Here is a 25962-nt window from a genome sequence, read left to right as displayed (position 1 = left end):
AGGCGGCCACCGATATCAACGCACGCATGATAGCCCAAGGCATCGACAAACCCTGGACTATGCCCCACTTTATCAGTGACATCATTCAGCTGCAGAAGGCGCGACTGGAATCCAAAGTTCTTAAGGATTCCACAGTGCAGTTTCATGATCGCTCCATCATCGATGCCTACATCCTGGGGAAGTTTCTGGGTCACGGCATCACAGCAGACGTCGAGGTTTTGGTTCAAGCGATCATCAAAAACGGTGTTTATCAGCGAATGGTCTTTTTCATCGATAGCTTGGGATTCATCGAGAATACAGAAGTTCGGCGGATTTCATTGGCTGACGCCCTTGAATTCGGGAAGCTGCATGAGCAGATCTATTCGTCCTTTGGATTTCACTGCATTAAGATTCCAAATCAGCAAGTGAAAGTCCGGACGGATGAAATCCTCAGGCTTGTGAAGACCCAATCATGAAAGGCATTTCATCTTATATCGGGATCAAATTCCTTTAAAACAGGCTTTTTAGCACCGATACTTTGAAGGCGTTTGCCAAGATAATCATCAAATGCCTCATCCTGGATTTTCCTCTCCAGGCTCTCTTCGATTTTCTGTATGGTTGATGCTGGCAGATCTTTTGAAAACCCGATATGGATGGCGATGCGGCTCTTGCGAAGCTCATAACAGAACAGGGACTGGCCCAGGCCAGCCTCATGAGCTACGAACATAAGGATTTCCGGCTTTGGTGAGTAGATGGCCTCGACTCGTTTTTTGGAAAGCATCTGCACCATCCTGATCTGAGCCTTATCTCCACTGACCGGAACGCGCTTCAGAAATTGCAGAGCCGGGGGTACCACGGTTCCACGAACATGGGCCAGGCGGCTCTCGGCAGTTAAAGGCCTGAGCTCGATATCGGACTCGGTACAAAAGCCGTTCGCAACAGTGAGGAGCGGCTGCCTGCTGAACTGCACCCAACGCTCCCGTTCAGGAGTTTTGAAGAGTGTCAGGACCAGGTCCAGCTGATTATTTTTTAATTCTTCAAGGGAACGATCAATCGAGAGATTCTGGAAAATCAGCGGCATACCGGCCTGCTCAAGAATCGGTCGAGCATAGTCAATGAGGAGGCCACCGGCTTGATTGCTGTTATAGACGACCAAAGGACCAAACTCGATCAACCCGACTTTCAAGGGACGATCTTTGGCAGGCGCAGGCAAGGCCCCGAGCATGGTAACGAAGGTTATCATGACGCGCCTTAAAAGGGCTGAGACCGGCTTTTGCAAGATATTACTCATAGTGCCTGGGACTCCTTGTTCCCTTCAATAAGCGCCAATTCATAGAAAAAACCGCATTCACAATACCGGAATTTTCTGGCCCAGCTATTCTCACTGAGGCAAGCTCAACTTGATAGGGTAAACAACACCAGTATTCACAATGTGACGAAAACGTCACGAGGCTCCTTGCGCAAACTATCACCAGCAAAATCATCGCCTTCAAAGCCCACACCCACCACTTGGCATACCGCGTGAATTTCGCTATTAATTCTGCCTAAGCTTGCGACGAAGTTGCGGATGAGCTGCTTCTTTCGAGGCGGTTGATGCCTAGGGAAGGATGACTCCATGGCTTGTCTTGGATATTTGGCTTTGATCCTTGCTGTTCTTACTTCAAGTCTAAGAGTTGAAGCACGAACTGTAAAGGAAGTCCCCACGCTTCAGCGAGGTCAAATTGATTTAAGAGGCTGGCAAGGTGAGCAGGAAATACTGATTCATGGCGAATGGCTTGTCCTCCCAGATAAACTCATCCATAGCAGCAATTACCAATCATTTGATTTCCCCCAACTGCTCCGGGATCCCTCGGCCCAATTTCACCAGTCCAACGCGCTCTACATGCCGAGTTCGGTATCGAACGTCAAAGGCTTTCATGCTTCGTTCGTGCTGCTCATAAAGAACGACACCCCACGTTCGCTGGGCATCGAGGTCGAAGGCTATAAAAATGAGAGTGTGACTCATATCTTTGTTCCGGAATTGGACTACTTTTTTCGTCTGGATCAATACGGTGACCCCGAACGGGATCAGCCATTGGCAGCGTCGCTGGTCACACCGTCGAGCTACTACAACCTCGATACTGTTGGCCTGATGGGACGCGATTTCTACCTTACTATTGGCAGCCGCGGGGTGCTGCCGCATAACCAAAACGGTCTTGGCATTTCCCTTATGAAATTGGCCAGCAGCCACCAAATCGATGGCAACGAAATCGCCAAGCGCATTGAACAGTTTGTGATCCTTGGTATCTATGCCATGCTCATGATTTATTCCCTGACCATATTCTTTTTACGCCGTGAGGATGTGTCTTCGCTCACCGTAGGTCTTCTCTCATTGTTTCTGGCCCTGCGCTATCTGGCAACGGAACGGCTTTTTTTGATGCTCGACTGGGTACATCCGCTGGCACCGTATAACTTTATCGCTATAAAGCTCTTCTACACCTATGCGGCACTGGCGACTGTCGTTTTCATTTACCAGAAATTTAACGACTATATTTCAAGGAAATTTTTTAAATTCTGTCTGGCCGGCGTCAGCTTTGGCTTTTTGGACGTCCTGGCGGGTCTAGCTGGCACAACCGACCTGAGCTTTGTGGCCAATGTCCTTTTGCTTCTAAGTTTCACCTTGATTATCATACCTTACTTTATGTTCATTGGCTGGAAAGCCCGGTATAAGGGAGGACTGTATGCGTCCCTGAGCTTGCTATTTTTCACGATAGCGATGCTCCATGATTTCGTTGTGGCGTTCAGTGGCAAACTCGATCCGTTTTGGGTTGGGCATTACGGGATGCTGAGTTTGGCCATAGGATTTGCTTTGGTCAATGCCAAGATCTTTGCCAACACCTACCAAAAATCAGTCGAACTCAATGAGACCCTGGAAATAAAAAACAAGGAAATCACGTATTTTAATAAAAACCTGGAAAACCTGGTCCGAGCCAAGACGCAGGAGATCACATCCCTGCTCGATCACATCCCTCAGGGGGTTCTTTCGCTGGAACCGGGGGGACGGATCAGCCGGGACTATTCCCGCCACCTCACCGACATCATCGACGAGAGTGTGATCGCCGGTCGCAGCTTCAAGGAACTCGTTCTGGATCGCAGCGATCTCAATGCCGACCTTAAAGATCAGGCCTGGCAGACACTCATGGTCGTGATCGGCGAGGAAGAAATTAACTTCGAGGCCAATCTCGAGAAACTTCCCACCGAATTGGGTTATCAAAGCCGAAACGGCACGACATGGCTTAAATTAACCTGGAATGTCGACGTTACCGATTCCATAGTCAGTAAAGTCCTGGTCACCATGTTGGATGTTTCGAATGAAAAAATCCTGGCGAAAGAGACCGAATCACAGCGTCAGGAATTTGAAATCATCCGCGAGCTGGTTGAAGCCGGCGCCCGTAAAATCGGCCAGTATTTCGTCTCGGCCACGGCTCTGCTTCGTGAAAATGCCAAGATATTGGAACAGCCGGAGTCGGAAATTGATCATCCGCATATCCAATGTATGTTCATCAATATCCATACCATCAAGGGTGGTGCGCGTTCCCTGGGCCTCAAAGAATTGGCCCGAGCATTCCATGAGGTCGAGGAGTACTATCAGGAAATCCTGCGTCATGGACTGGATATTCGCAAGGATCGCCTGATGAAGGACCAGCAGATGGCTATGGCCGTCTATGAGCGCTATCAGCTCGTGAACACGAAAAAACTGAACCGTAGCGAGGACCTTTCCAAGGTCATCATAGACCGGGATTTTGTCGAATCCCATTACCAGATCCTGCGTGATATCGTTACCGACCTGGATCGCAAGGACAAGCCTCTGGAAAGCATCATCCAGCGCATTCACTCGCAGAAAGACACGATTATTCGTCTCATCTTTGATCAATTGCCAGCTGTCTTCGATGAGTATCGACCCCGGGCCGATAAAATTGCGAAGGAAGTCAGCCGTCCCAAGCCTAACCTGGACTTCAATCTGGAAAGTATTTCCATCACTCCGCAAATGAAGTCCATGCTGGACAATTGCATGGTTCATCTCCTACGCAATGCACTGTGCCATGGGATTGAACTTCCTGAGGAGCGCCTCAAGGCAGGAAAAAGCGAATCCGGTACCATCACAGTGAAATCTCACACCCAGAATAACACTTTGAACCTCGAGATTCACGACGACGGCCGTGGGTTGGCTATCGAGCACCTTCGAGAGAAGGGCGTGCAGTTAGGGCTTTTGCATGAAACGGCCATGGTTCAGGACATCGCAGAGCTGATTTTTGCGCCGGGCATATCGACTGCCAGAATGGTCACGGAAACATCAGGTCGTGGCGTTGGGATGGACGCAGTTCGGAAATTTCTGGAGCAGCAAGGGGGTGGAATCGAAATTCGTCTGGGCAATCCCAAGGACGAATCCCGGCGGTACTACAATTTTAAGTTCGTCATTACCATACCGCTTCCCAAAACCCAAACGCTGCTGCCGAAGATCCACAAAATTGCGTAGGGCCTGGCGCGCTACGACGCCGCCCACAGCGATTCTCCAGTTTGCTCGGCTCAATCCAGCGGGACTTCAAACTGCTGGGTGCGCTCGTCGTCCTTCAGTTCGTAGGCCGTTTCAGAAATCCAATTCAACTGCCAGCTGCGGGTGACAACCGTATCATAAGGCGTGCCTAACGGTTGAAGACGGGCGTTGAACAGCGTGACTTCCAAATCGGTCTTCGAATCTTCTGCGTTACAGGTCTGAGCCTTGGACCGCTCCAAGAGAATAAAGTCGCCTGAAGGAGAAGGCTTGCCCGCGATGATACCGTAACAGTCGTTCAACGGAGCTGGTTCACGCGCTATGGGTTGGCGCAGACCTGTTTTCAGGTCCAGCTTCACGAGGTCGAACTGACGATTGTCTTTGTCGCCAATGAATCCCTGCAAGAGAAGGTAGCCCTTGCTGGCTCGCTCGGCAGTGACAGCATGGGATCCAGGAATGCGGTCGCGCTCAAGATAAACTTTTTTCCCGCCCTGTTTCACAAACGCACGCGTACACTCGCGACGGATGTTGATGCCCATTGTGGCGGCTGCGTATAAGAACCGGCGCAATCTTGAAGCCATTCTGATATGGCATTGGCAGAGGAGTCAAACGGCGGACTAAGCGCGACGCTCCTGAGACGGGGATCGGCGACGCCACTGATGACCCAGATACCAGCAGCAAAACACCAGAATCATCAGGACACAAGGCGCTGCGATCATGACAATCCCAGACCAGCCCAAACTGAACAGAATCCAACCGGCGGAAAGAGATGCCAAGGCCTGCAGGAAAAATACCGAAAAATCATTCAAGGCCTGCACCTTGAATCGCTCCTGGGGAGCATAGCACTGGGATAGAAGTGTGGTGCCACCCATAAAAAGCACGTTCCATCCCAACCCAAGCAGGACCAAAGCCCACCAGTAATGAAGCATCTCGTGTCCGCTCCAGGCCATCGTGAGAGTCGCTACGTAGATGAGGGAACCTGCGACAAGGACGGGTGCGATACCAAACCTCTTGATCAAATATCCCGTCACGAGCGAGGGGGCAAACATGGCAATGATGTGGCTTTGTATCACCTGCTTGGTATGATTGAGATCAATGCCGTCGATATCATGCATACTCAAGGGCGTCGCGGTCATCAAAAAACTCATGACCCCATTGCCGACGACCGCTGCCAGCATCGCCAGAAGGAAAACGGGCTGTCGGGCAATCACCGCCAATCCCCTGCTATGGCTTCCGGCGACCTCCTGTTTAAAGACCGGGTTTTTAAAATTCAGCATTATAATAAAAGACGTCAAGCTGAAGAGCGCCAGAAGCAGAAAGGAACCTGCGAATCCTGCGTCTGAGGGAATCCAATCCTTGCCGCGGACCGCTATTTCCGGCCCGACAAAGGCCGCCACGATTCCACTCAGCATCAGAAAGGACAGGACCTGGGGCGTTAGTTTGGGATCATCGAGGCTTTCAATGGCGGCGAAGCGATACTGCTGGACAAAGGCCTGGCTCAGGCCAAAACACAGGGAGCTCACGAGGAGCAACGAGAAAATGCCAAGAAGTGAAGCTGTCATGGCCAGGAGGGAACCCACCAAGGCGGCACTGATTCCCACCAGATGCCCCGTGCGCCGTCCCCATTTTTTCATAAGATAAATGGACGGCACAACAGACCCGGCCATCCCCATGACTACAAAGGCTATAGGCAGAGTTGCCAGCTCCGGCCTTGGTGCGATCTGCCGCGCGAGAAAGCTTCCGGCCAGGACCATGACTGAGGTTACCGACATGGTCCAGGGTGCTGCGACAACCAAAACCCAAACATTCCTTGGAAACTTAACCAACGCTTCACTCCTGGACTGCAGATTCTGACCACGGAAATTGCCCCCAAGGCATCATGGATCAGCTCCAGCAGGAAAGCACTTGGTTTTCACCCAAAGACGTGATTATCCGTCGTCATTCGAGTGGCAGAGCCAGTGTGCCCTGCGTGATCGGAAATTTGCTTCCCACCACATATTGAAAAAAGACCAGACCCTGGGTGGTCGAGCTGGAAGGAGAACCCATGATGAGACCTGCCACACCTGAAACCGGCTGGTACTTCCAGACGGCTTGTCCTGTGCTCCGATGGATCGCGCGCAGCAAAGGTGGACCATTAAAGTTCGAATCATATTCCTGGATATAAATATTGTGAGCGTCTCCCTGCAAGATGTTGGCGCGCAGGGGCGTGGAGTATGTCCAGAGTGCCCTGCCACTTGTCGGTTCCATGGCCGTGAAGTGCGAGCCATCGATCACGATAAAGTCCCGGTTATTGGTCCACATAAAGGCTGCATCCGTTTGCGCGTTATAAGTCCAGCGTGGACGTCCCGTGTCTGGCTCAAGCAAGCTGAGACGGGCCTGAGCACCTTCTTTCTCAAGAGCAAACACAAATCCGTTCATGAAGCTGATCGACCCGTTTTTCGTGCTGTGCTGCCACAGGATTTGGCCGTTTGAGCCCAATGCCGTGAAGGTGTCGCCCTCACGACCATAGCTGCTCAGATAAGCCCGACCCTTGCCATCAAGATTCAAAACAAAAAAGCCTGGAGCAGCATGTTGCCATTGCAAAGTCCCATCCTGCGGATCGAGCGCGATCAGAGTATCGTACACACGGAGCAGGACCTTCCCTGCAGAATCAGGAGCGACGACATCGATTCTTTTTTCATTGTAATACGTCCAGAGAGGTCGACCGGTATGACCTTCCAGTGCGCTCACGCTGCTGAGGACTTCGCTGCCACCGGCAATCAAGAGTTCGCCATGTTTTCCAGGGTGGAGGCGAAAGCCCGAATCCGCTTCCCCGGAATACGTCCAGACGATACGGCCCGATGACTTCTCAATCCCCGTAAGGGCATAACCATCCTGTTTGCGAACCAGGGTCACGACTCCCTGAGACGCGTAGAATCTGCCTGAAACCTCGCCCTCTATGGAGGAAGAGTCGGCGCCCTGAACGTTCCATAGGGTGGCTCCATCGGACTTGCGCAAGGCAACGATGGTTTTAAGGTCATGACTATTCACGGAGAGGTAGATATCGTGTTCCGTATCCGTATGGATTTCCACATAAGACGAGCGGTCGATAGCCTTGGTCCAATTGATGCGGCCGGTGTCCCTATTTATGGAATAAATTTTATCCGCCCCAACTGCGTAGGCTGCTTCGTTGGACACCGTTTCTGGGAAATAAATTTTAACAGGCGTAGGGAAGGATTGAGTCCATTTTGAGGATCCGTGCTTGAGATCAATGGCAGCCAGTCGTTGGCTTTCCACCGAGAAATATCGACCGAAGCCATCGGCCGTTGACGTCTGTGGCCGTACCCATTGCGGGAAGGCCTGGCCCTTGGTTTGCGCCGTGAGCTTGAATTGCCCCAGATAGACCGCACCTTGTCCTGATGCATTGGCACCTGATACAAATTGAACACCTATTTCCTTGACCTGATCCCGCTGGGGAATTTGTCTCAGATCAAAGTCCAGCACTGTGTTATGAGCATAGTAAAACTGACTAAAGGAGGGGGCAACCTGTACCGCAAGACCTTCGTGCCATTGCCAGTTCGATCCCGTCTTGATGTAAATCCTGGCCTGAAGCATGTCGCCGAAATCGCCCCACCAGCTGCGCGTGACCAGAGCACTGATCCAATCAAAGCGGCTGAGGTCGCGATCCTGATGGATTTTCAGGCTATAAAAAACACCTGGTTTCAAATCCACATCAGCCTTCAAGGATGGGCTTCCAAACGACCCCCACTCTTTGACCTCCCATGGCCCAGCCAGGACGTGATCACCGGTCCAGGCCTGCTTTTCCGAAAGAAGATCCAGTGTTTGGGCCAACAATCCCGCCGGTAAAAGACCCACAAAAATCAGGATCCAGACTCGCGTCTGCATGAAAGCCTGGCTCAGCATAAAGATTCCTTTCCAGGATGATCTCAAAGAATACGCCGCAATTCGGGATATCTAACTGATTCCCGGTGCGAGCGCAAGCTTTGCTCAACGGCACAATGTTGAGATCCTGGAAAGGATTGCCGGCGATTGGCGCCGACGCTCTTAGACCGCTTTGAGAGGGGCCGCCGCCTTGCTGTAAAGACTTTGCGGCAGCTTGATTTCAAGCGAGAACTGGCTCCAGCTGGTCTCGTCCCCGACCTGCGGTTGCAGTATGATTCGAATTGATCCGCCCAGCTGGCTAATATAGCGCTTAACAGCGTCCATGCCGACGCCACGTCCCGAGATCTCGCTGAGGGAGGCGCTGGTTGAAAGCCCGGCCACGAATATTAAATTGGCGATCTCTTCCCGTGATGGTTTAAGGGCCTTGCCGAAGAGATCGCGCATGAATCCAAGCTCCTTCAGATAGGCGAGGTTGAGTCCTCTCCCATCATCCTGGTACTGAACCATGAGCATGCCGTCCTTCTCATCCAGCTTGAGTTCAATATGCCCGCTCGGACGCTTGCCCTTCCGGATTCTTTCGTCAGGCACTTCGATACCGTGGTCGAGCGAGTTGCGGACGATATGAGTAAAAATAAGACGAAACAGCTCCTGCCCTTCCTGAGTGAGAGAAATACCAGGATCGGCAATGCTGACGAGGGGTTTGTCCTTTTTTAGATCCCGAGCCAATCGTTCTGATTCACCGAGGATATCCTCCAGCACATCCAGAGCACTGCTATAGAATACGTTTTTGAAAGTCGACTTCGTTTCCTCGATAATGCCTCTGTCCTTAATGCTCAAGACAGAGGTATCCAGGAGGTTGAGGGAATCAATGCGCTCGGCCACGACCTGGCGCTCAATCAGAACTTGATTTTCGTGAATCTTTCGACCCAACTTCACATCATTGATATAGGCGTATTTCTCAATCACGTCCTGCACCCGCTGGAGGTCCTCCAGCAGCTTGCCCTGATCCCATTCCACGTGCTCGCTATTGAGGAGTTCAGCGTAGTACTGCTCCGCATCATGGAGGATGCCTGTCATTTTTCGAAATTGATAACCCCGGGCATTGCCTTTGATGGTGTGCATGTTAATAAACAGGATCTTCAGGATTTCAATGTTCCTTTTGATGTTGGAACTGATCAAACGGCGGTTTTCTTCGAGAAACCCTCGGCACATTCTAATAAATATGTCGAAGTTCGAAGCCGAGACGTTCACGATCTCACTGATGTACTCCAGCTCTTTCTGCCGCTGGACCGCCTCGTCCTGCAGCTGCCGCAGATTGGTCACGTCGCGCAGGGAAACCAGGATTTTATCAATTGTCTGATTGGCGTGAAGAACGGGAGTCCAATCGACTTCCCAAATCTCAAGTTCATGATTCTTCGAGGTAACCGTATATTCCTTGATCAGATTTTCGCTGTTCACGTCGAAGGCAAAGAAGGCTTCACCAAGCGAAGCCTCGATAACGCTGCGTGTGATGTCCTTTTGCTCCTGAGTGATGTTGGCATTTTGGAACATCAGTTCCAGCGCATCCTGATCGGCGATTCGTTTGGTTTTAAACATGCTCTCCAGAAACTGGGAATGATCGACATGGACCGCCACTCTCTGATCATCAGTTCTCTTGATCATAAAGATGCCCTGCTTGATCGAAACCAGAATGGACCGGATATCGCGCGTCTTTTCCTCGACCTTACGTTCCAGACTGCTGTTGAGCTCAGTGATTTCGGCTTCCTTGACCGCCAGATCCGTGAAGGCCTTGGAGAATCGTGCCGCGAGGGTGTACGACTGAAATAGGAAAAACGTGGCCAGACCAAAGCACGAACGAGGAGGAGAATCGATGATGCCTTCAGCAGCCAGGACATCGTACGTGACCATCACGAAGAAGATGAAGGAACCGGAAATAAAAACCAGCGCATGCGGTCGTCCGCGTCGATGGGCTTTGATCACAGCGTAAGCCATGTATGCAAAGTGGAACAGCCCAAAGATCTGGAAGACGATCGCCGATTCGCCGCCAATGCGGAAGGGGAAGATGATGACGAAGAGCGCGCCGCCAATGCCCAGAACATTGGAAATGGTGACAAACTTAGGGGAAAACTCCTTGGGAAAAAGACTCTGGGCGAATTTGGAGAAAGTGGTGTAACCCAGGTACCAGGTGGCAAAAAATAATTTCCACCAAACTTCACCATTGAAGTTGGGAAAGAAATCGAAGACAAGTCCACAGGAAATCAAAGTAAACGCGCTATTGACCAGGCAGTAAGATGCCAAATGCAGCGGGGAAGGTTCGTTCCGGCGGAGCAGGAACAGACCAAAATGATAGAGGCCCATAAAGGCAATGGCACCAAGAGCAATGTAGTACAGGGTTCTCAAGTTATCGCGTTCGGGTATAAGAACGGTGGCAGGCCCGAAACGCATACGGCCGAACCCGGCTTTGAAATGATCGAAGTTCGACATCACAATGACAATATCCTGGTATTCGCGTTCAGAATGAAAGGTTATGAGGCCTGTCCGCATGGAATGTTCGGACTGTTCTGCACTGGGCCCCACTTTGCCTGCTGTAAAGAGTGGTTCGCCGTTGACATGGACTTCGGCCGCCGTATAGAAGGGACCAACCTCCAAGGCCCACTGCTTCCACTTTCCAGGAGATTTGATGCGCAGATGGTAGGTCGCATAGCCGTGAGCTGGGAACGACAGGCCTGCTGCATCGGGATGATTCCAGAAGCCTGGAATCTTTCGAAATGTTTTGGATTCTGGGGGATTTGGCTGCTGAGTATTGGGTCGGAACAGCTCCTGCCAATGAAAGCTCCAGTCTCCTCGTAACGTTAACGCCCCATCCTGTTCAAAGTCCCAGTGGCTTAAGTCGAGGTAGCCCTGAACCGCTTCAGGCGAGCCTCCGTCATTTCCCAGCAAAGGAGAGACACCGAACAACCAGCAGACGAGGATCCAAAGGGGTTTCCTCATGTAGGGGACCTTTCCTGGGAAAGCCATTTTTGTGGGGCTTTAGGCAATAGGATGTGAAGGAGATCACCTCTCCATCTCACCTATTATAGGCGTTTTCGTGCCAGGTGAGGAGGGACCCGCTGAAAAGCGGGGCCTGAGCATTAATACTCAACAAGTTTTAATTCGCAGACAAAGCCGCGTCATGAACCAGGCGGTTGAACGTCAGCACATGGTCTGGTGGCGCCGGACTCTTCCAGGATTTCTGCGTCATAAGCAGGGCAATCAATCGCAACCTCGGATCGACAAACCAGGTTGTCCCGAGTCCCCCGTCCCAATTATATTGCCCAACACTTTCACCGGGAATACCATCTTTGATAACCACCTGAAGCCCAAATCCAAAGCCATGATGCGCAGCTTCACCCTCAAAGAAACCCATACGCTGACTGGGCGTGAGTTGATTGGAGGTCATAGCCTGCACGGATTCTTTCGACAGAATCCGGCGCCCGCCCTGGTTGCCTTCATGAAGGAGCATGTCCGCGAAACGATAGTAATCATCAACCGTCGAAACCAGACCGTCGGCACCGTTGCTCATGGGTGGGGTCGTCGTCCATTGACTCTTGCCCGGTTCGTCGAAGACCTCATACTCGTTCTTCTGAAAGTTCCACATATAGCCCCAGGGGAGGCGATGGATGTCCTTTTCAGGTACAACAAAACCGGTATCCTTCATTCCCAGAGGCTCAAACAGCCTTCCCTGCAGAAACTGTTCGAAATCCTGGCCACTGGCTCGGGCGACAAGGATGGAAAGAACGGTCGGCGCTCGATGGTAAAGCCAGGTTTCACCGGGTTGATACATCAGAGGCAGGCTGCCGAGGCGCTGGATAAACTCATCAGGTGGCAGATGCTGCTGAGGGGCTGGAGGGCCCATCGCAAGACCGTTCTCATCCATCGCCTTGAGGATCGGATAAGCCCCAGGTTCCACCATGAGCATCCCCGTCCCGAAAGTGAAGGTCATCAGGTCCCGCACCGTGATCTCCCGACTGGCGGGAACTGTCTCGCTAAGCGGACTATGGATACTCTGGAGCACCCTCGGCTGGGCCAGCTCGGGAATCCAGCGGGCAATCGGGTCATTGAGCGTCATGACTCCGTCGTCGATAAGCATCAACGCGGCTGCTGCGGTTATAGGCTTGGACATCGAAGAGATCCGAAAAATCGCGTCGCGCTTCAGCGGCTCCGACGTTTCATAGCCCATCGTTCCACCGCTCTTGACCCAGACATCGTCGCCTTGAGCAATAAGGGCGACGTAGCCCGGCAAGGATGCGTTCTTCACTTCGCTATCGAGCATGGTTTCAATAGGCCTGAGCTTCTCGGGGGAAAGTTTTTTCGACATCGGCGACTCCAGGCAAGACGTCATGGACATAGGACGAAGCAGCTGCCGTAAAGGGCCAGCGCTTCGCTGAATTAACCTATGTTTCTACTTTTGGGTCAAGGTTTTATCAATCACGCGCTTGAATTCCTCATAGGGCAAGGCACCGGCTATACGTTGGCCATTGACAAAATAGGTCGGAGTTCCGGAAACACCCAAAGTCTGACCACTTTTGATATTTTCGTTGATGGATTTCTCGTGCCCTTCCGGTTGATTCATGCAGCTGTCAAAGGTCTCCGTGTTGAGTCCGATGGACTGAGCCATTTTCCTCAGATCACCCTCGCCCAAGGCGTCCTGATTTTTAAAGATGGCATCATGCATGCCCCAGTATTGGCCTTGATCCTTGGCGCACTGGGCCGCGACAGCCGCTCGTTTGGCCCGAGGATGGCCCGGCAGTGGAAAATCCCTGACAATCCAACGAATGCGGCCCTGATAGTCCTTAAGAAGTCGTTGCGTCGTAGCATGTCCCTTTTCACAGTAACTGCACTGGTAGTCCGTATATTCGACAACCGTGATGGCACAGTCATCACCCTTGCATAGACCTGGCTCCTTGCTGTTACCGGGTCCATAGCGAACGGAATCTGTCGGCTTCACAGGGATCGACAAAACTGGCTCTGCATGGATGACCTGAGCCGAGGTTCCCGCGGTCAAGACCATCAAGGCTCTGACGAAAACTGGCAAGATTTGCTGGCGAACACAGATTTTTAAATACATAGGCCTTGCTCCTTGAGGATAGGTTTAAAAAACTTTCAAAGCGCAGGTGCAAAGAACTTCAGAAAAGTCTCAAAGCCTTCAAAAAAAAATTATTTACGGGCTGGTGAGACAATTTAAGTATCTTTCATCACCTGGAGAGCAGGATCCCTGTTCATGCAAGCAAGACACAAGGGCAAGCTATGGGGCTTTTTACACTACGAAGACAATGCAGAACGCCAGAACACTCGGCATTCCATGAATTTTATCGAGCAACTCTGCGGCCCCTCACCTCGCATCTGCACGCCCTGGGACTTCGTTCATCCGAAGAACTTGAAGATATCCTGCAGAACACTTACCTGGAGGCTCATAAGTCGTTTGAGTCCTTGCAGGATTCCCAGGCAGCCTTGGCCTGGCTCTTGACGATCGGTCGACGGCAGTTCTATCAGTACATCGGCAGGCAGGTTCGCCTCAGAAGGGTTTTTGAAGAACGTGCACCCGAGGAGCCGGACGTGACCGCTCCCATCATTGACCATCGTCTGGTGGCAGCGGACGAGCAGATGCATACGGATTCGGTTTGTCAGATCGTCGTCCAAAAGATCTTTGAAATTAAGAATCCCATGAGGCAACAGGCGATTCGAATGTTCTTCCTGGAAGAATTCCACCTTAAGGAAATTGCCGAATCGACCGGAACAAAGATCTCGACATTAACGACCTGGATCAGTCGGTTTCGCAAGGACATCTGTCAGCTCTTGCTTATCGAGCAGGAATCAACCGATCATCCAAAGGCTGCCACCATTTCGTTATCTCAGGAGGGGTGTATCTAATGAATTCAAGCCAAAAACCAGGCCACAACCTTGTTGATTTGTGTGAGCATAGCGCGAACTTAAAAGTCCGTCAGCTGTTAGTCAAACAGATGGCTGATGAAGCGAGAAACGATGCGTCCAAGCCCACGTCGCTGGATGCTGACCAGCTTTGGCAAAAAATTGCCAGGCAGCTGCCTGAGAAGGTATCCATGAACCCTGGACAACGGGCAAGGTTGCCTATCGCTCTTTTAGCCTGCTTTGCCGCAGCAGTATTGGCTTTCCTGGCCCTGAATGGCAAGCATCAAGGAGAGTCCCGGGTGATGGAACGCCCCCTGGCGCAAGACCTGCCTCTTTCCCGAGAAGCGATGGACTTGGAATCCGGGGCCGTGACAGCATCGAAGCTGCCGCATCCGGGTGATGAATTTCTGTGGGAAAACAGGCGCCCCAGGGAAGGCGCGGCCTGCAATCGAACACGACAATCCTGTTGATTCAGGACAAGCTTGATCACTGAGTCCTCAACTGGACTTTGTCCAGCCATGTTTCGATGGAAATTTTGGCCCAAGGATTAAAACGTGTCTCATATTTTAAAAGGTCTTCGGCCTTGGCATTGGTATACTGCATACGTTCCTGCTGCAGCCCGAATTCTGTCGAGACATACAGCGGCCCTGCCACGCGTACGCGAGCTCCCACATACCCGGTGACGGCGCGCCCGATTTTCCACACGGTTTGCCCCGACCACGAGCCGGCATAATCGCGACCTTCCCCTTCGAAACCTGCATAAAAACGCAGGGTGTTGTCCGATCGATGCCAGTCCAATCGCACCCCCGATGTGCTGAGAAGCACTTCCCAGTTGGGACCAATAAAAATTTCCTCACCAAGATAAAAGAGAAAATGCTTAAGCATGGGGTACTGACGAATCCGATAGGCAATGGTGGTCTTGCCACGCCATGAGTCAGCATAAGGCAAAAGGCTCTGTCCGTAGGCACCAAAGATGAGCTGATCCATGCGGCTGAACCGCTGCGGTTGCGCTGGATCCTGATAGCGGGCCAGCCAAAGGAATGGGACGAATTTTTCCTGATTCACCTTATACATGTAGAGTCCGCCAAGGCTCAGAATAAAATCGCGCTCAGTAACTCCGTGCCCTGGCAGACGATGGTGACGCCGTTCCTCCATCGCATCCAGTGACACGATTAAATTGTGGCCACTCTCAGCGTCGAGCAGCGGAAAGAGTCCATAGGCGCGCATGCGACGCCGATCCGCGGCATGATCGTCTTCATCCACCTGTCCTTCGGCTTGTTCCATTTGCACGACTGGACCTTTGATTTGATCCGCAAACATGAGGGCGCCATGGAATCCTGTCCGAAACAGCAGCACCAGGACAGCAAATCTTGCAAAATGGCCCAAAGTCCCTCCCACTTAGGTGAATAGTCCAGCGCTGCCCATCCCATGTCGACGGGACTTAGAAGTTTCAGGACGTTGCCTGACTTTGGGGTTTCATGAAACACGCCTGCGGATCCCCTGCATAAGCCAGTTTAGTCAAGGCACTCAGCCGAATCAGCCCGAATGGGATGAAGATCATCGGGCTTTGACCTTTGCCATCGCCAACCAGGGCGTTTGGCCAGTATACTGGATAAGTTCAAGCCGAACTTTAGTACGTTTGAAAAGGACAGAGTGCCCTCTCGTTGAAAAGGAACTTCTCATGACCAGCCTAGCTATAGACAGACGCCTCGCGGACTTTATGGACAAATGGCGCCAGACTTTTAAGAGCGACTCCGATCTGATGACGAAAAGTCCGAAGACGGACGAATTCTTCGTGGAAGCGACCGAACTTTATCAATTCCTTCTCGCGCGTGACGGGCGTCATGGGTTGCGCTATGCGCTGCGCTATTTGGCCTCGATCCCAGGCGTGACCGCCGGGCTCAAACAGGTTTTTTCCGAGGGCGAGAATGAGCAGGGGCATCGACCGATGTAAACCAAACCACGTCCCGTGGTTGATGCCCGTGTTGTCTTCTTCCCGCTCTTCGTGAGGAATAGGCAAAAATGCACCTAAAACCAAATGGAATCAGATCGAAACCAGCGGAGTCCTGCTGGCTTTGACATTCCGCAATAAAGCCAGACCTTGTACCAAAACCCCTTTGCCGTCATAATCGCAAAGGCGCACTACGTTTGAACCTTCTACATATTTTGCACTAGAATTCCAGCCCTGCCTAGGTTTTCCAACGTTTTGAGTCGCGTTGCGTTATTTTACGTCCGCCCGAAAAAAATGAGATACCCGTGGGTAATGGCTATTACGATGAAAAAGCGGCTCAGAGGCAGCGTGTTTGTTTCAAATGCTTCAGCTTTGTCACGCACGACAAAGTCGATGATCAACTCCTCGCGTGTCCGCTCTGCGGCAATCGCATCGAAATGCGTCCTACCGCTCGGGTTGCCAGGATCAGTGCGACTGAACTTGCCGGAATCATAGCGGTTCAAGTCAAGAACCGGCTTTTGAAGAAAAAATGATGCTCTCCCCTCATGGATCAGCCCGTGGATGCGCGGAATCCATTCAACGCTCCCATAAATATCTGTGGATCCCTGACATAAAGACGAACTTTGCGTGCCGATTTTCTGATCCCAAGGATCAGAACGAACGCCATCGGTTGATGAAGCGTGAGCAGAACATTAGGTTTTTCATGAAGCGTGAGGCGAAGGGTCTCAGGTTCCTTGATGGGCGCATGACCAGGTGGAACCTCGGGAGGACTGGAGACGTCCACCGATGCGATCGATGAATAAGGCATCATGCCGAAGGCTCGAATGCCGATCTCAATTTTCACACCTGCCGGCAGCAATTGAATCCCGGGTGATTCAAGCAGAAGCCGATAGTCCCCCACGAGCCACATCAGAACATACAGGCTGCTCAGAGCGTGGCCGATAAGAAGGACGCTCTTCCAGATCCCCTCCTGAAGGAGGGCATTCAAAAGCAGATGCACCAAGGGCAGCTCCGAGATAACCAGGAGCATGACGAGCTTCCAGATAAAACCGTAGTGGCTGCCATCCAGGGGATGAAAGGTGGGCTCACTCCGGGATGTCGGGATCTTCCTCATCAGCAGCACCCGTCCCGTCGCCAGACTCAGGCGAAGCTCATGCACGACCAGCATGGCCACCGTGCTCGGGACAAGGTCCTCCAGCGCCCTTTGGACCAGCGGCCAGCTCAGGCCTTGGTTTTGCCTGCAGGTCTGGCGAAAGTTCCAAAGCTTTCCCGCCAGCAGGACAAGCAGCAAGCCCTCCGCCGCGGCGAAAAGGATAAAAAAGGACGGACCAGGGTCCCGGTCGAAAATTTGACTGAGAATACCCGTAAGCACCACTCCTGCCAGAACCAAACGGAATATCTTCATAGTCATCCCAGGGCTGTGTTGGACACGCTCACTTCATAGATAAAGACGCGTGGAGCTCGCAAAACCTGCATCATGACAGCAAACCGAGCGAACGGCTTGGAAGGCCTTAAAGGGCCTGATATCATCTTGGGATTGACCAAGGCTTAAGGGGAGACCGACCATGAAATTTTCCTGTGTCATCATGATTCTTTTATGCGCTTTAACGAGCTGCAAAAAATCGAGCAGCTCGGACGACCCGACCTCGCTTGGGGTGATCCAGGCGTCTTTGTCCAAGCAGTTCTTTCAAACAAGTTCTGCGATCACTGTCGAAGTCTGGTATGAAGAGGCGGCGGCTCCGTACACAAAAAAGTTGGTGACCGATCGCGATATCTGGGACATTCTCCGCCAAAACCTGAACGCGATTATGCAGTATCGAGCCGTGCCGCCCAGCATCACCGTTCCTTCACTTATCAGTGAAATGAATCTCCTGTCCATTGCAACCCAGGATAACTGGACAAGTGAGCAGCTTCAAGCCCTGGCAGCCCAAAATAAAACGGGTACGCCTGAAGCGGGAACATCCATGTTCTATATCTACTTTTTGAACGGCTATTTCAACAAAGGTGCTGGCAGTGACAAGAACGTGCTAGGAGTGAGTCTTGGCGGAACCAATATCATTGCGATGTTCAAGCCTGTGATTCAATCCACGGCAACCGGCGTTGCCGAAATCGTTCCCAAGTTTGTCGAACAAAGCACCCTGGTTCACGAAATGGGGCATGCCCTTGGGTTTGTCAATAATGGTGTACCCATGGTGAGCAATTATCAGGACCAGGAGCATGGCGCGCATTCCAATAACGAAGATGATGTTATGTATTGGCTGAACGAAGGGGCGTCCGATTTAAAGAATTTTGTTTTGAAATACGTCAACGCACAAAGCCTGGTGATGTGGGGGCCTGAAGTTCTGGCGGATGCCAAGGCCATCAGTAAGTAAGCTGCAGATGGATCAGAGGCGACATGCCAAGCGTGAAGCCTGAATCCAGGTGACCGACGCCAAACTTTCTGGCATGATCCCCTCCACATGAGGAGACTGTTCATGCACATTGAAACTCAGCGACTGATCCTGCGCCCCTGGACCCTGGACGATGCACCCCATTATGAAGCCATGTCCAAGGACATCGGCTACAATTGCTTTGCCAGCCCTGGTTATTATCTGGCCCGTGATCAGACCGATCTTGTCGCCAAAATTCAGCAACGCATGACAACCTTTGCGCAGCACGGGATCTGCAAGTTCCCCATCTTTCGCAAGGACGATGGTGCCTTCGTAGGCACGTGTGGAGCGGACTTTTTCGATTTTCAGGGCCAACAGGAAATCGAAATGGGTTATCGCCTGATGCTGGCTCATTGGGGTATGGGCTATGCAACAGAAGCGGCCACTGCAATGCTGCAGTATCTGTTTCAGAAGATTGAAGCACGATCCGTTTTTGGCTTTGCCGTGGCGCAGAACCCGGCTTCGATCAAGGTTTTGGAAAAGATAGGCTTCCGCTATCGCCAACCCATCGACTATGCCGACGTTCAGCATCAACTTTATGAAGCCCAAGGCAAATTTGCATTTGCCAGGAATAACCAATCCTAGGATCGAACACGATTACGCAGCGGCGCCGAAGATCTGGAAGGCGCCCCATGGATTCTGCAGAAACTTAACATCCTCGTGGAAAGCCTTCTCTTCAGCGCTTGTGCTGCAGTTTTTCATGCTATCCGCCAGGACAGACAGGGGCGTGGCCTGAGTGAAGGAGAAGGGTTGACCCTGGGAGTATTTTTCCAGGATACGAATGGCCATGAAGTTCATGCGTTCCGTCTGGTTCGACCCACAAGCAAGGGCCACAAAATCCGTGTCATTGGGAATTTTATCAAAAGCCTGGGACGGGATATTTCCCCGCTTAAATCTTGCGAGATCGTCTGTGCCGACTTTCATCTGAAGCAACATCAAAAGTCGAAGCGTGAGAGGGACATGCCTGTCTCGAGCTTTCAGCGCCAGATCACGGATGTTCTTAACCAGCATGGCTTGTTCGATCGCAAGGCACTGCTCCGCCGTCACCGTGAGGCATTCCGCAATTTCATGGACAGTCTGGGCCGTGAGCACCAGGGACAGGGGATGATATTCACTGGGATCGTCCTTCCAAAAGATCCGATCGGTCACGAGAGTGAAGATATTGAAGTCAAATATCCCCGCCCACACAAGGCCCGCCAGCTCATTGCCGCCATTGAAAACCGGCGATCCGCTCAGGCCCTTGCGCGAGGGCACAGCCAGGACACTGGAAACTTCACCTTCGTGGATAGAGGCGCCGCGCGTATCGAAGATTTCAAGCGCCTGATTGTCTCGGGATAGGGTCAGTAAATGGAGATCCAAAGTCTCGGTCTTCGTCGGCGGTTCGAACACGGTCGGCTCTTCCAGCAATCCTGGATTCCCCAGGCGCAGGGCACAGATATCCAGCCATTCCCAGCAGATGGACTGACGGATCTTAATCGGATTGTGCACGTGGGGCCGCGAGAGTTGAATGACATCGAGGGTGCTGCCCTGACAGCCATGGCCCGGTACCGAGGGGCAATATTTTTCAAGAACATGATGATTGGTGAAGATTGTCTGACGCGCATAATCAAGGTAGCCTCGCCCGATAAAGCCTTGGTTGCCGTTGAATTCAACCGTGGATTGACTGCGGAAGAGTTGAGCAGGGGTGGCATCGAGGGCTCGTTTTTCCCTATTATACTTGAACTGAAAGTACTTCCTTGCAACCACCGGATAAAAGGCGACGAGGCCGAAAAGGACGATCAGAGAGACGAGATATTTGTTGGTTTTCCTGAGCACGAGTTCACCGCTTTCCATGATCCGAAGGCCCGTTTGCCAGCACAATGATGGGCTTATCTACCGGAAAATGGCAGGTTTATCCATCGCAAATATAAACCAATCCCCCGAATGCCAAAGCGGCCACGCCTCGTGCTCGCCGTAGGCAAGATTCGTGACGACGGTACCCTACATCCTCCTGTCATAAAAATGATACTGAACAGTATGATTTTTCAAGTTGGCTTGTGCTTGGGTTCGCAAATTTTTCCTGCAATATTCAGAAGGCCTCTTGGATTGAGAGCCAGGAATGCTCCTTGCACAGCGCGATTGAAAGCGATGGCAACACTTTGACAATTTTTAAGGAGAGAAAACTATGCGCTTATATATTGGTGCGATCAGTCTGATCACTCTGCTATTGGGTAGCCCGATGCATGCGGATGTTTCCGATGCCGAGGACCAGCTGAACGATTCTCAAACCGATGATCAAATCAGGCAAAGGGGGTGGAATCAATGGGTCTGCTTTGCAACAGCTTATGGATACTATCAGCCGTTTGTAGGCAGTAGCTACTTCTTCAGAGAAGGATCCGGCGAAGGTCAGCAGGCGCGCAGCATCGCCCATCTGAGTGCGCTGCGGCAGTGTCAGTACTATACCGGGCAGCAGTGCCGAAGTCGTCTCGAGAGCGATTGCCGCGTTCAACGCTATTAATAGTTTTCAGCCAGGCCATGGTCTTAAGTTCCATGGCCTGCAACCCACACCATTAAGGTTGGGGGACTCCGTCTATGTATCTAAAGTTCTTGTCTTTTGCATAGCAAGTCGTCGAATTCGAAGGAGCACGAACGGCACATTTTAAATTAAGTTCCAGATCTTGAACGGGCCGAAAACTATAGCACCTCTCGACTTCGAAAGTAGGCGCATCGACGCCATTCAGCAATCGTCCCTTGTGATAGACCTTGCTGGCATCCTTGGCATAGCCATAGGTTAACTCCAGGAATGTGGCAACATTCAGATCCAATCGCCTGCTATGGTAATAGACAGCGTTGGCATCCCTACCATAGGAACTATACATCGGCGCTGAAAAGGTCTGCACGTCGGCCCCTTCGACAATCTGATCGTCATAGACCACATACTTCTGATCAACGCTATAAGCACTGAAAGCGTAGACTTTGAACGTGGACGGGTCCAGTCCTTCTATTTTTTTACTGGTATAATAGACAGATTTTGCGTCTTTGCTGTAATGGCCATCCAGGATCTGGATCGACGCCACATCCGCCCCCGGCAGCGCGACACCGCTAAAGTAAATCTGCTTCGCGTCCTGAGAAAATGGATCATGATCTCTCGCAATAAAAGTCTTGGGATCCACTCCTTCAATTTTTCGCGATTCGTTCCATACAGACCGGTCGTCCCGGGCATAAGAGTCATTATACGCATGGAACGTAGTGGGATCGGCTCCTTCAAGCGCGATGCCGAACGGGCCGTTTTCAAGATCATACTCGCGGCTATAAAAAGCGTCCGTTTCATTCCTTGTGTAACTTAGCATTCCCATCCGCTTAGGGGTGATCTCTGTCAGGATCCTGGCAAAATCCTGCTCCGAAAGAATACGAAGTTCACCTTCAAATTTTTTATAATAAAGACAGGCGTCCCGATGCGTTGCATAATGAATCGCTTTCCCGGATCCCGGATTGACGACCAGTGCTTCCCGGCGGAAATCTGTATAGGGTAGATTGCAGCGATTCGGCTCAGGCTCTGTATAGTCCCGGATATTTTTAAACAAATCGATCCGTCGTGGCGTCAACCGCCGACCGGACATCGGATACGTGAATGTTATCATTTCTCCACAGAAGTCTTCAGCACCCGTGAGGAACAATTCAATGGTGGTGACATCATCCGACCAGACGCTTTTGGGTTCGGCGCTGGGAACAATCCAGCATGAGCTATAAACGAATGAAAATAAAAACAGCAGTAAAAAACGGCTGAGTCGCACGTCCGCTTCTCCTGAATAGGCTCTCATTGATGGTAAAATCTCATTTTCTTATCGGACAAAATATGCGATTTTTTGAACATTCCGAAAAATATTAAGAAAGATTGGACCTTGCCAGTCGAATTGTGTAAAGACACTCTTCACTGAGGAGGTAAAATGGACGGGACCCAACGACAATCCATAAAGCCTGGAATCAAGGTATCCATTGTGCTCAAGAAAGACCAAAAGACTGGGGAGTTAACCGAGGGGATCGTCAAAGACATCCTAACGAATTCGTCTTATCATCCGCACGGCATTAAAGTCCGCCTTGAGAACGGTGAGGTCGGGCGGGTCAAAGAAGTGCATGGAAATGAAGGGTAGAGGAGGCAGGACGCCCTACCCCCTCTTGACCAACTTAGGCTTTGGACAAGGTCCCCATTTTCCCTGTTTCAAAGTCTTTGATAGCCTGGACGATTTCCTGGGAACTGTTCATCACGAACGGGCCGTAACCGACCACCGGTTCACGAAGAGGCTCACCACCCAAAAATAGAACCATGGCGTCACTCTCGGCCGTCAGTGTCAGGACCTCGCCCTCTTTGTCAAATAGTCCCAATTCCGCATCTTCAATCAGCTGTTCATGATTGACCCGGACGGAACCGCCCGACACGAACACAGCTGTATTATGCCCAGCCGGTACCCTCAGCTCAACCGTCTTGCCTGCACCAAGGCGTAGATCCCACAGATTCACCGGCGAGAAAGTCGATGCCGCCCCTTGGGTTCCTTGAAAGTCCCCAGCAATGATACGCGCGGTTCCGGCTTCGTGGGGAAGTTTGATGACGGGAATACGATCACTCGCGATGCCCTGATACTTAGGCTTGGTCATTTTATGCTGCTTCGGCAAATTCACCCAAATCTGGACGCCGTGAAAGACACCACCGTCCTGAGCCAATTTTTTTCCATGAAACTCTTCATGCACCAAACCCGAACCCGCCGTCATCCATTGCACGTCTCCTGAGCGGATGATACCCCCACCGCCCGCAGAATCCCGATGTTCAACTTCACCCGAATAAACCAGGGTGACCGTTTCAAAACCTCGGTGCGGATGCTCTCCAACGCCCAATCGATGCGTGGCTTGCGAGGGAGCGAACTCAGATGGACCAATATAGTCCATCAACAGGAAGGGTGACATGGCCTCCGCGAATTCATTGTAATTAAAAACGGATCGGACAGGGAATCCATCTCCAACCCAATGCGGGGTATCGCTTCTTTGTTTAAAGAGCAGCTTTTTCATAAGGAATCTCCACGAAGTCGAGCCGCACCGCATTGTGCCTTACGCTCGTTCTTCTCCACACAATTTTACTCTTCTCCAGGTATTTGACTAGGCTACATAATATGGATTAGCTGTTCATCAGGCTGGACAATACACTTAATCCATATATTAGCGACATTTTTTCAAGATGGCTTTGCGATAAACGGTCCTCCCAAATACCCTCGCTTTAATTTCGGAAATTTTCTGTCAACGGAGTGATTATGAATTTCTCTCTTACTGGATTGCCAAGACAGTGTTTCCTTCCTGGTCTCGTGGTCTTGATATCATCCCCGCTTCTTGCCAATGCACCGGAACGACTTCCTGGTTTTGTTGTGCCAGCTCCCTCACAAGGGGTGATCGAAATACAGACTCCTATCCTGGACGAGGTCAAACCTGGGCAAGAGGTCATGTTCTGCACTTACCTTGATCTGGAAATACCCAGTGATATGTTCATCGAAAGCTACCGTGCGTTCCAATCGCGGGCCGCGGCTCATCATGCGATTCTATTTAGCGTGAAGAAACCCCGTGAGCCAGGAACCTACGTCTGTGGGAGCGCAGAAGAGTCCATGCAGGAAGAAACCACCTACCTGGCCGCGACGGGCGGTGGCTCCACGGGAGATGAAGGCTCCAGTTATTCATTGCCTGACAACGTCCTCTTTCGGGCCGTGAAAGGCCAGCAGTTCATGATTCAAACCCACTGGCTGAACTACCTCGACAAGCCTATCAGGGGCCAGGCCGTCTTTCACATTCAGCAAAGGCAGCCTACGCCGAAGGATAAGATCGCTGACTTCTTTTTTATCAGCACCAACCAATTCAAGCTTGACCCCAACGATACCAATAGACAAGTCCAGGCTCGCTGTACCATGCGAGAAGACCTCACGTTCTTCATGGCCTCCGGGCACATGCATGAGTATGGGAAGCATGTGGTCGTGACGGTAAAAAAGGCCAGTGGGGAGTCCATGAAGATTCTTGACCACTCGTGGACCCCGCACTTTACTGCAGTTCCACCCGCGTATACCCAGGAGCTCAAGATGGGCCAGGGAGATGAAGTTATTGTGGACTGCACTTATAAGGATAAATTGGATAAACCACTCAGCTATCCCACTGAGATGTGTGGATCGTTAGGGTTCTTTTATCCAGCGACGAAGAGCATGGTTTGCTTCGATAACGTCATGCCGTAAGCGATGCGTAGGCTGAAACCTATGAAGCGAGGTGGCCGGGACAATTCAAGGCCGCCTCCTCTCAAAGTTTGAGTCGGTAAGTCAGGTTAAAAACGATATCAATGATCTCATAATGTGTTTTATCGGTGAAATACAGGAGCTGAAAGGACGGCATATGATCGGATTCCATCTCAAGTATGAGACCGGTTGATTTCTCAACTAAATAATAATATTTGTCGAGACGGTAATCAAACTTTCTCTGTTCAATCTGCGCTCCTACGAGGCCAAGCTTGAGAACTTCCGTATGGCTGGAGGCAATCGGAAATTTCACCTCAGCAAAAAGACCGCGGGTGTTTGCAATATGAACCACCGCTCCAGCCTCGAAGGATAACTTCCAAGGCGATGTCCATTCATAAGACAATCCTACTCCCGTCATATACGGAAATAGCAGTTTAATAGGTGCATTCTGATGATGTTCAAGGATGGGCTTGACCGGAACTTCGACCAGAGTTCCCGGCTCGTCAGCCACGCTTTCGGTGGGCGCTGCAGGAGCAGAAGAATCCTTCACCAGAAAGTAATTGACCGACTCTTCGCTTTGCACCCAGGCTTCTATAGCTATCGGCGAGAGTGGAATATAAACCGGCTTGCCTAGAGCCTGCATCAAAGCATCCTCAGTCTTGAGCCGGACCATCCGTTTATCGGAACTTGTTGGCGCAAGCACATAGCCCCAACAAAATCCTCCATAGACCCAAAACGTCAGAACACAGCCGGTTGCGGTTCCATAAAGCGGGGTGGATTGAATGCTGGTAAATCGGCCCTGCGTGCTGCCGTCCTGCGTCTGGAATTCACCGGTATAACGATACGTGACGTGAGTGCACTGCATCAGGAAGGGAACCAGAAGAAAAATGGCAAGTTTGCTACGCATCATATTCCACAAGCCTTATAATCTATTTTTTGTCTTATGCGAGACTCGGCGTCGGTCAAGTCTCGTCATATCCCGCTCAATGGAAGCAATTCTTTACGTTTACCAATATTATGAAGTGTCTTTTGGATATATTCAAGGAA

24 protein-coding genes are annotated in these 25962 nt (G+C 51.3%); 11 read left to right on the top strand and 13 right to left on the bottom strand.

What is annotated here, in order from left to right:
• Nucleotides 1-455, top strand: a 455-nt coding sequence (locus VE954_RS31820; RefSeq protein ID WP_324960605.1) for an AAA family ATPase, incomplete at its 5' end; no start/stop codon positions are given.
• An 8-nt stretch (nucleotides 456-463) separates the two neighbouring features.
• On the opposite strand, the gene VE954_RS31815 is transcribed toward VE954_RS31820, so the two are convergent.
• Nucleotides 464-1270 (bottom strand): substrate-binding periplasmic protein, encoded by an 807-nt coding sequence (locus tag VE954_RS31815; RefSeq protein WP_324960603.1) that lies wholly within the window; start codon nucleotides 1268-1270, stop codon nucleotides 464-466.
• A gap of 324 nt (nucleotides 1271-1594) precedes the next feature.
• On the opposite strand from VE954_RS31815, the gene VE954_RS31810 reads away from it, so the two are divergent.
• Nucleotides 1595-4495 carry an ATP-binding protein gene (locus VE954_RS31810; protein ID WP_324960601.1) on the top strand — a complete coding sequence of 967 codons (2901 nt, stop codon included), beginning with the start codon at nucleotides 1595-1597 and terminating at the stop codon, nucleotides 4493-4495.
• Between the two features lie 50 nt (nucleotides 4496-4545).
• Here VE954_RS31810 and VE954_RS31805 read toward each other — a convergent pair whose 3' ends face one another.
• From VE954_RS31805 to VE954_RS31780, 6 genes are all read right to left on the bottom strand, one after another.
• Nucleotides 4546-5079, bottom strand: coding sequence for a hypothetical protein (locus VE954_RS31805; protein ID WP_324960599.1), 534 nt, complete (start codon nucleotides 5077-5079; stop codon nucleotides 4546-4548).
• A 48-nt stretch (nucleotides 5080-5127) separates the two neighbouring features.
• Entirely contained in the window at nucleotides 5128-6336 is a 1209-nt protein-coding gene (locus VE954_RS31800) for an MFS transporter (protein ID WP_324960597.1), read from the bottom strand.
• A gap of 112 nt (nucleotides 6337-6448) precedes the next feature.
• A complete protein-coding gene (locus VE954_RS31795; RefSeq protein WP_324960595.1) occupies nucleotides 6449-8413 on the bottom strand; it encodes a PQQ-binding-like beta-propeller repeat protein in 1965 nt (654 codons plus the stop codon).
• A gap of 141 nt (nucleotides 8414-8554) precedes the next feature.
• A complete protein-coding gene (locus VE954_RS31790) occupies nucleotides 8555-11383 on the bottom strand; it encodes a 7TM diverse intracellular signaling domain-containing protein (RefSeq protein ID WP_324960593.1) in 2829 nt (942 codons plus the stop codon).
• A 157-nt stretch (nucleotides 11384-11540) separates the two neighbouring features.
• Entirely contained in the window at nucleotides 11541-12749 is a 1209-nt protein-coding gene (locus VE954_RS31785) for a serine hydrolase domain-containing protein (protein WP_324960591.1), read from the bottom strand.
• An 84-nt stretch (nucleotides 12750-12833) separates the two neighbouring features.
• A complete protein-coding gene (locus VE954_RS31780) occupies nucleotides 12834-13499 on the bottom strand; it encodes a DsbA family protein (protein WP_324960589.1) in 666 nt (221 codons plus the stop codon).
• Nucleotides 13500-13678: 179 nt separating this feature from the next.
• Here VE954_RS31780 and VE954_RS31775 point away from each other — a divergent pair, with 179 nt between their 5' ends.
• Both VE954_RS31775 and VE954_RS31770 read left to right on the top strand, forming a co-directional pair.
• Entirely contained in the window at nucleotides 13679-14302 is a 624-nt protein-coding gene (locus VE954_RS31775; RefSeq protein ID WP_324960587.1) for an RNA polymerase sigma factor, read from the top strand.
• Nucleotides 14302-14769 carry a hypothetical protein gene (locus tag VE954_RS31770; protein WP_324960585.1) on the top strand — a complete coding sequence of 156 codons (468 nt, stop codon included), beginning with the start codon at nucleotides 14302-14304 and terminating at the stop codon, nucleotides 14767-14769. Before VE954_RS31775 ends, VE954_RS31770 begins: the two co-directional genes overlap by 1 nt.
• Nucleotides 14770-14785: 16 nt before the next feature.
• Here VE954_RS31770 and VE954_RS31765 read toward each other — a convergent pair whose 3' ends face one another.
• Nucleotides 14786-15685: a hypothetical protein gene (locus VE954_RS31765; protein WP_324960583.1), complete on the bottom strand. Its 900-nt coding sequence runs from the start codon at nucleotides 15683-15685 to the stop codon at nucleotides 14786-14788.
• Between the two features lie 295 nt (nucleotides 15686-15980).
• Between VE954_RS31765 and VE954_RS31760 the strand changes: the two genes are divergently transcribed.
• Both VE954_RS31760 and VE954_RS31755 read left to right on the top strand, forming a co-directional pair.
• Nucleotides 15981-16253 (top strand): hypothetical protein, encoded by a 273-nt coding sequence (locus VE954_RS31760; RefSeq protein WP_324960581.1) that lies wholly within the window; start codon nucleotides 15981-15983, stop codon nucleotides 16251-16253.
• Nucleotides 16254-16555: 302 nt separating this feature from the next.
• Nucleotides 16556-16783 carry a hypothetical protein gene (locus VE954_RS31755; RefSeq protein ID WP_324960579.1) on the top strand — a complete coding sequence of 76 codons (228 nt, stop codon included), beginning with the start codon at nucleotides 16556-16558 and terminating at the stop codon, nucleotides 16781-16783.
• Nucleotides 16784-16800: 17 nt separating this feature from the next.
• On the opposite strand, the gene VE954_RS31750 is transcribed toward VE954_RS31755, so the two are convergent.
• Entirely contained in the window at nucleotides 16801-17655 is an 855-nt protein-coding gene (locus tag VE954_RS31750; protein ID WP_324960577.1) for a hypothetical protein, read from the bottom strand.
• Nucleotides 17656-17815: 160 nt separating this feature from the next.
• Here VE954_RS31750 and VE954_RS31745 point away from each other — a divergent pair, with 160 nt between their 5' ends.
• Both VE954_RS31745 and VE954_RS31740 read left to right on the top strand, forming a co-directional pair.
• Entirely contained in the window at nucleotides 17816-18622 is an 807-nt protein-coding gene (locus tag VE954_RS31745) for a hypothetical protein (RefSeq protein ID WP_324960575.1), read from the top strand.
• A 102-nt stretch (nucleotides 18623-18724) separates the two neighbouring features.
• The gene (locus VE954_RS31740; protein ID WP_324960573.1) at nucleotides 18725-19264 is read left to right on the top strand and encodes a GNAT family N-acetyltransferase; all 540 of its coding nucleotides are present in this window, start codon (nucleotides 18725-18727) and stop codon (nucleotides 19262-19264) included.
• Between the two features lie 12 nt (nucleotides 19265-19276).
• On the opposite strand, the gene VE954_RS31735 is transcribed toward VE954_RS31740, so the two are convergent.
• Nucleotides 19277-20512, bottom strand: a complete 1236-nt coding sequence (locus tag VE954_RS31735) for a hypothetical protein (RefSeq protein ID WP_324960571.1) — start codon at nucleotides 20510-20512, stop codon at nucleotides 19277-19279.
• 331 nt (nucleotides 20513-20843) lie between these two features.
• Between VE954_RS31735 and VE954_RS31730 the strand changes: the two genes are divergently transcribed.
• Nucleotides 20844-21176, top strand: a complete 333-nt coding sequence (locus VE954_RS31730) for a hypothetical protein (protein WP_324960569.1) — start codon at nucleotides 20844-20846, stop codon at nucleotides 21174-21176.
• A 52-nt stretch (nucleotides 21177-21228) separates the two neighbouring features.
• Here VE954_RS31730 and VE954_RS31725 read toward each other — a convergent pair whose 3' ends face one another.
• On the bottom strand, nucleotides 21229-22452 hold the full coding sequence (locus VE954_RS31725; protein ID WP_324960567.1) for a DKNYY domain-containing protein: 1224 nt from the start codon (nucleotides 22450-22452) through the stop codon (nucleotides 21229-21231).
• Nucleotides 22453-22605: 153 nt separating this feature from the next.
• Between VE954_RS31725 and VE954_RS31720 the strand changes: the two genes are divergently transcribed.
• Nucleotides 22606-22809, top strand: coding sequence for a YwbE family protein (locus tag VE954_RS31720; protein WP_324960565.1), 204 nt, complete (start codon nucleotides 22606-22608; stop codon nucleotides 22807-22809).
• Between the two features lie 34 nt (nucleotides 22810-22843).
• Here the strand turns inward: VE954_RS31720 and VE954_RS31715 are convergent, their stop codons facing one another.
• Nucleotides 22844-23719: a pirin family protein gene (locus tag VE954_RS31715; RefSeq protein WP_324960563.1), complete on the bottom strand. Its 876-nt coding sequence runs from the start codon at nucleotides 23717-23719 to the stop codon at nucleotides 22844-22846.
• A gap of 239 nt (nucleotides 23720-23958) precedes the next feature.
• Here VE954_RS31715 and VE954_RS31710 point away from each other — a divergent pair, with 239 nt between their 5' ends.
• Entirely contained in the window at nucleotides 23959-24918 is a 960-nt protein-coding gene (locus VE954_RS31710; protein ID WP_324960561.1) for a hypothetical protein, read from the top strand.
• 61 nt (nucleotides 24919-24979) lie between these two features.
• Here VE954_RS31710 and VE954_RS31705 read toward each other — a convergent pair whose 3' ends face one another.
• The gene (locus VE954_RS31705) at nucleotides 24980-25825 is read right to left on the bottom strand and encodes a hypothetical protein (RefSeq protein WP_324960559.1); all 846 of its coding nucleotides are present in this window, start codon (nucleotides 25823-25825) and stop codon (nucleotides 24980-24982) included.
• Between the last annotated feature and the right edge of the window lie 137 nt (nucleotides 25826-25962).

The sequence above is a fragment of the Oligoflexus sp. genome (assembly GCF_035638955.1).
GTDB lineage: Bacteria > Bdellovibrionota_B > Oligoflexia > Oligoflexales > Oligoflexaceae > Oligoflexus.
This window is presented reverse-complemented; position numbering and strand designations above follow the sequence as displayed.

Bases quoted from the DNA above. Each gene is read 5' to 3' on its own strand.
- VE954_RS31705 (WP_324960559.1), bottom strand. From the start codon at position 25,825: ATGATGCGTAGCAAACTTGCCATTTTTCTTCTGGTTCCCTTCCTGATG.
- VE954_RS31750 (WP_324960577.1), bottom strand. From the start codon at position 17,655: ATGAAGATATTCCGTTTGGTTCTGGCAGGAGTGGTGCTTACGGGTATT.
- VE954_RS31770 (WP_324960585.1), top strand. From the start codon at position 14,302: ATGAATTCAAGCCAAAAACCAGGCCACAACCTTGTTGATTTGTGTGAG.
- VE954_RS31785 (WP_324960591.1), bottom strand. From the start codon at position 12,749: ATGTCGAAAAAACTTTCCCCCGAGAAGCTCAGGCCTATTGAAACCATG.
- VE954_RS31720 (WP_324960565.1), top strand. From the start codon at position 22,606: ATGGACGGGACCCAACGACAATCCATAAAGCCTGGAATCAAGGTATCC.
- VE954_RS31730 (WP_324960569.1), top strand. From the start codon at position 20,844: ATGCGCTTATATATTGGTGCGATCAGTCTGATCACTCTGCTATTGGGT.
- VE954_RS31810 (WP_324960601.1), top strand. From the start codon at position 1,595: ATGGCTTGTCTTGGATATTTGGCTTTGATCCTTGCTGTTCTTACTTCA.
- VE954_RS31775 (WP_324960587.1), top strand. From the start codon at position 13,679: ATGGGGCTTTTTACACTACGAAGACAATGCAGAACGCCAGAACACTCG.
- VE954_RS31780 (WP_324960589.1), bottom strand. From the start codon at position 13,499: ATGTATTTAAAAATCTGTGTTCGCCAGCAAATCTTGCCAGTTTTCGTC.
- VE954_RS31710 (WP_324960561.1), top strand. From the start codon at position 23,959: ATGAATTTCTCTCTTACTGGATTGCCAAGACAGTGTTTCCTTCCTGGT.
- VE954_RS31815 (WP_324960603.1), bottom strand. From the start codon at position 1,270: ATGAGTAATATCTTGCAAAAGCCGGTCTCAGCCCTTTTAAGGCGCGTC.
- VE954_RS31745 (WP_324960575.1), top strand. From the start codon at position 17,816: ATGAAATTTTCCTGTGTCATCATGATTCTTTTATGCGCTTTAACGAGC.
- VE954_RS31740 (WP_324960573.1), top strand. From the start codon at position 18,725: ATGCACATTGAAACTCAGCGACTGATCCTGCGCCCCTGGACCCTGGAC.
- VE954_RS31790 (WP_324960593.1), bottom strand. From the start codon at position 11,383: ATGAGGAAACCCCTTTGGATCCTCGTCTGCTGGTTGTTCGGTGTCTCT.
- VE954_RS31760 (WP_324960581.1), top strand. From the start codon at position 15,981: ATGACCAGCCTAGCTATAGACAGACGCCTCGCGGACTTTATGGACAAA.
- VE954_RS31795 (WP_324960595.1), bottom strand. From the start codon at position 8,413: ATGCTGAGCCAGGCTTTCATGCAGACGCGAGTCTGGATCCTGATTTTT.
- VE954_RS31715 (WP_324960563.1), bottom strand. From the start codon at position 23,719: ATGAAAAAGCTGCTCTTTAAACAAAGAAGCGATACCCCGCATTGGGTT.
- VE954_RS31735 (WP_324960571.1), bottom strand. From the start codon at position 20,512: ATGGAAAGCGGTGAACTCGTGCTCAGGAAAACCAACAAATATCTCGTC.